At 66.5% G+C, this 3,892-nt stretch carries 2 protein-coding genes and 1 pseudogene; all 3 read right to left on the reverse strand.

What is annotated here, in order from left to right; translation table 11 throughout:
• Positions 1-56: 56 nt before the first annotated feature.
• Positions 57-1,865: a translation elongation factor 4 gene (lepA, locus tag AC04L7_RS13980; protein WP_296280149.1), complete on the reverse strand. Its 1,809-nt coding sequence runs from the start codon at positions 1,863-1,865 to the stop codon at positions 57-59.
• Between the two features lie 145 nt (positions 1,866-2,010).
• Complete coding sequence (locus AC04L7_RS13985) at positions 2,011-3,513, reverse strand: DegQ family serine endoprotease (RefSeq protein ID WP_436000986.1); 1,503 nt, start codon at positions 3,511-3,513, stop codon at positions 2,011-2,013.
• Positions 3,514-3,583: 70 nt separating this feature from the next.
• Positions 3,584-3,892: pseudogene (locus tag AC04L7_RS13990) on the reverse strand (hypothetical protein); the annotation flags it as partial.

Here is a 3,892-nt window from a genome sequence, read left to right on the forward strand (position 1 = left end):
CGCCGTACCCTCATCCGGCGCTACGCGCCACCTTCTCCCGCGGGAGAAGGAAGACGCTACTTGCTATCCACCTGCAGCACCGCCAGGAAGGCTTCCTGCGGAATCTCCACGCGGCCCACCTGCTTCATCCGCTTCTTGCCCTCTTTCTGCTTCTCGAGGAGCTTCTTCTTGCGGGTGATGTCGCCACCATAGCACTTGGCCAGCACGTTCTTGCGCATGGCCTTGACCGTGCTGCGCGCGATGATCTGCGAGCCGACGGCGGCCTGGATGGCCACGTCGAACATCTGCCGCGGGATCAGGTCCTTCATCTTCTCGCACAGCTCGCGACCGCGCCGATCGGCGTGGCTGCGGTGCACGATCAGGCTGAGCGCATCGACCTTGTCGCCGTTGATCAGCGTATCCAGACGCACGAACGGGCCGGGCTGGAAGCGCAAGAACGAGTAATCCAGCGAGGCGTAGCCGCGGCTGACCGACTTCAGCTTGTCGAAGAAGTCCAGCACCACTTCGGCCATCGGCAGCTCGTAGCTGATCTGCACCTGGCTGGCGAGGTACTGGATGCCGATCTGCGCCCCGCGCTTTTCTTCGCACAGCTTGATGATCGCGCCGATGTAGGCTTCGGGCGTCAGGATGTTGGCGCGGATGATGGGCTCGCGCACCTCGTCGATCAGGTTGGACTGCGGCAGTTTCGCCGGATTGTCCAGCGACAGCACCGTGCCATCGGTCCTGAGGACTTCATACACCACGGTCGGGGCGGTGCTGATGAGGTCAAGGTCGTACTCGCGCTCCAGCCGCTCCTGCACGATCTCCATGTGCAGCATGCCGAGGAAGCCGCAGCGGAAGCCGAACCCCATTGCCTCGGAGCTTTCCGGTTCGAAGCGCAGCGCGGCATCGTTCAGGCGCAGCTTCTCCAGCGCCTCGCGCAGCGCCGGGTAGTCCTCGGCATTGACCGGGAACAGGCCGGCGAACACGCGCGGCTGCATTTCCTGGAAACCGGGCAGCGGACCCGGCGCGGGATCACCGGCCAGCGTCAGGGTGTCGCCGACCGGCGCACCGTGCACGTCCTTGATCGACGCGGTGATCCAGCCCACCTCGCCCGCGCCGAGCTTCTTCAGCTCCTTGCGCTTGGGCGTGAACACGCCGACCTTGTCCACCTCGTGGGTGCGGCCGGTGGACATCACCAGGATCTTGCTCTTCGGCCCGATCTCGCCCTGCATCACCCGCACCAGCGAGACCACGCCCAGGTAGTTGTCGAACCACGAGTCGATGATCAGCGCCTGCAGCTTGTCGGTGTCGCGCGGCTGAGGCGGCGGGATGCGCTGGACGATGGCTTCCAGCACCAGGTCGACATTGAGGCCGGTCTTGGCGCTGACGGCGACGGCATCGTCCGCGTCGATGCCGATGACCGCCTCGATTTCCCGCTTGGCACGCTCGATGTCGGCGGTCGGCAGGTCGATCTTGTTGAGCACCGGCACCACTTCCAGCCCCTGCTCAACCGCGGTGTAGCAGTTGGCGACCGACTGGGCTTCCACGCCCTGGGCGGCGTCCACCACCAGCAGCGCGCCTTCGCAGGCGGCCAGCGAGCGGCTGACTTCGTACGAGAAGTCGACGTGGCCGGGAGTGTCGATGAAATTGAGCTGGTAGACCTGCCCGTCCTTCGCCTTGTACGGCAGGGACACGGACTGGGCCTTGATGGTAATGCCGCGCTCGCGCTCGATGGGATTGGAGTCGAGCACCTGCGCTTCCATCTCGCGGGCCTCGAGGCCGCCGCAGAGCTGGATGATGCGATCGGCAAGGGTCGACTTGCCGTGGTCGACGTGCGCGATGATGGAGAAGTTGCGGATATTCCGCATGGAATCGGAGGACATGGGGGGCGGCGGCCTGTGCCGTCGTCAGGAATAACGGGCGATTATCGCACGGACGGCGGCCGAGCTCGCCGATCCGAGCTCGGCGTCCCAAAACCTCCTCACCCCGGCAAACACGGGGTGAGGGATCGCCTGATACGACGGCGACTCAGCTCTTGTCGACGTTCACGGCCAGGAAACGGGTCACGCCGCCGCGGCTACGGACCAGCAGCATCACTGTGTCACCTGGCTTGGCCGCCGCCAGTTCCCTGTCGAGCGCGGCAGGACTGTTCACCTTTGCGCGGCCGACCTGCAGGATCACGTCACCGCCACTGAGGCCGGCCTCGCGGGCAGCCGCGCTATTGACCCGGGTCACCAGCACGCCGTCGTTGCCTTCGATACCCAGTTGCTTGCGCGTCGCGGCATCCAGCCCCTGGCTGGTGATCCCCAGCGCGTTGCCGCTGGAAGTGGCGGGTGGCGCATTGGGGGATGAGGAGGGCCCGGAAGCGGTGTCCTGTCCTTCATCCAGTTCGGTCAGGGTGACGGTGACCTCACGCGGCTTGCCGTCCCTGATCAGGGCGACCTTTGCCTTGGTGCCGGGCACCAGCACTCCCACCAATGGTGGCAGATCACTGGACTGGTTGATCGGCGACCCGTTGAACGATGTGATCACATCGCCAATCTCGATGCCTGCCTTGCCAGCCGGACTGCCGGCGAGCACCTGGTTGACCAGTGCTCCCCGGGCATCAGGGACATTCAGGCCCCGGGCCTTGGCCGCATCGAGCGGCTCGACAATGACTCCCAGCTGGCCCCGGCTGACCTTGCCAGTTGCCTTCAGCTGCTCCACCGCGCTCATCGCCAGGTCTATCGGGATGGCGAAGCTGATGCCCATGTAGCCGCCGGACACCGAGAAGATCTGCGAATTGATGCCAACCACTTCACCACGCGTATTGAGCAGCGGACCGCCGGAATTGCCCTGGTTGATCGCCACGTCGGTCTGGATGAACGGCACGTAGCGCTGTTCGGGGGACGCGCTGCGGCCGACGGCACTGACGATGCCTGCGGTGACGGAATGGTCGAGCCCCAGCGGCGAGCCGATCGCCACCACCCATTGACCGGGCTTGAGCGTGGTCGAGTTGCCGATGCGTACGGTCGGCAGGCCCTTGGCATCCACTTTCAGCAGGGCGACGTCGTACTGCTGGTCGCTGCCCACCACCTTGGCGGTCAGCTCGCGGCGATCCGGCAGGGTCACCTTCACCTCGTCCGCGCCATCGACCACGTGGTGGTTCGTCAGCACGTAACCGTCGGCCGAGATGATGAAGCCCGACCCCATGGAAGTGCCCCTACGCTGCGGCCCCTGCGGGCCCGGACCCGGCATCTGGAAGCCGGGCGGCAGCATGCGGCGGAAGATTTCGGGGATATCGGCCTCCTCGTCCGTGCCCGCGGTGCGCCGCGTGCCGATCCTGGCCTCGACATTGACCACCCCCGGGCCCACCTGCTCGACCAGTTGGGTGAAATCAGGCAGCCCGGTCACGAGTTGCGGCGCCGCCGACTGCGCGACCGCGGGGGCCGCTGCCACGGACGCAGGCGCCTCCGCTTGTTGCGCGCAGGCAGCCAGCGGCGCGGTGAGTATCAGCATGGCCAGCAGGCCGTTACGGGCGTGAGGGGTCATCGAACGCATGCCTCGATAAGTGGGAAGTACGGGAGAACGCGCATCCGGCAGATCGCCGCATGCGCGCGTGTCAGTCGCGCGGCACGTCGACCGGGGCGGAGACCGGCGGCGCGGAAGGCAGGCGGGGCTCGAAGGGGTAGAACGTCCGCATGGCCGAATCCGAGGCGTAACCCGTCGTCACGCCACCGGTTGCAGACGGATAGGCGGACAGGGCGGATCGCGGCCAGGGACGCGAGGCGACGGACGCGGTCTCCTGGCTGCGATGGGAGAACGGATTGATTGTCGACGGCAGCGGCGAGGCGGACGCCAGGGCGGCGACAGGGTCGGAAGACACGCTACGCGATGTGGCGCTTGCACGAACCGGGGCGTCGGCACGCGC

This window comes from Pseudoxanthomonas sp. LjRoot204_2 (assembly GCF_056175765.1).